Genomic DNA, 802 nt, shown 5'->3' with positions numbered 1-802 from the left:
CATGCTGGAGGATGCTAGAGCGGGTTGGGTGGTGACACGCCAGAAGCTTGGGGAACTACTGCCGGACCCGACCAACAGAGTTGGGTGTAAAACTCTTATTCTGGACGGCACATATTCATCAGCGGTAATTGCCCGATTTGCGGAAACCCCTGTTGTGGATGCGGAGCGCGCCATTCCGCTTACGCCATTATCTCTTTCATATGTCATCTATACCTCTGGGTCGACGGGAAAACCCAAGGCCGTCATGATCGGACACGTGAATGCACTCAATCTTGCGAGGCATCAGGCACAACAAGTTCTGCAAGGCAGGAGTCAGCGTGTAGCCTTGTTTGCTTCAATAGGGTTTGATGCTTCTCTTTCGGAACTTTTGATGAGCTTTCTGACTGGGTCATGCCTTATTGTTGCGCCAGAGCATGTAAAAGGTTCCGGGGCAGATACCGCGACATTTGCCGCGACGTCCAGAGTAACTACAATTACCTTGCCACCAGTGCTACTTGCCGAATTTCTTGAACGCAATTCGGGCTGTTTGAAAACTCTTGTTACCGCAGGAGAAGCTCCTGAACCTAACTCGGTTGCGATGGCATCAAGTAGATACCGTTATCTAAATGGCTATGGCCCGACTGAAACTACGGTCAGTGCGACAGAATACCTTATCTCGGCAGGATGGACTGCGGGAAGACTCCCGATCGGATCCCCATCTATGAACACACAGGTATATGTCTTTGATGCATATCTAATCCCGGTTCCCTTCAGTGTTTCCGGAGAGCTCTTAATTGGCGGGGTTCAGGTTTCGCGCGGCTAT

The 802-nt window shown here is 50.9% G+C and carries 1 protein-coding gene; it reads left to right on the top strand.

Translation table 11 applies throughout. From position 1 onward, the window contains the following. Position 1: 1 nt before the first annotated feature. On the top strand, positions 2 to 802 hold an 801-nt coding region (locus E1297_RS01190; RefSeq protein WP_155132861.1), incomplete at its 3' end, for an AMP-binding protein.

It is taken from the genome of Roseibium sp. RKSG952 (genome assembly GCF_009711355.1).
The sequence above is the reverse complement of the archived record's forward strand: the minus strand, read 5'-3'. Positions and strand labels throughout refer to the sequence as shown.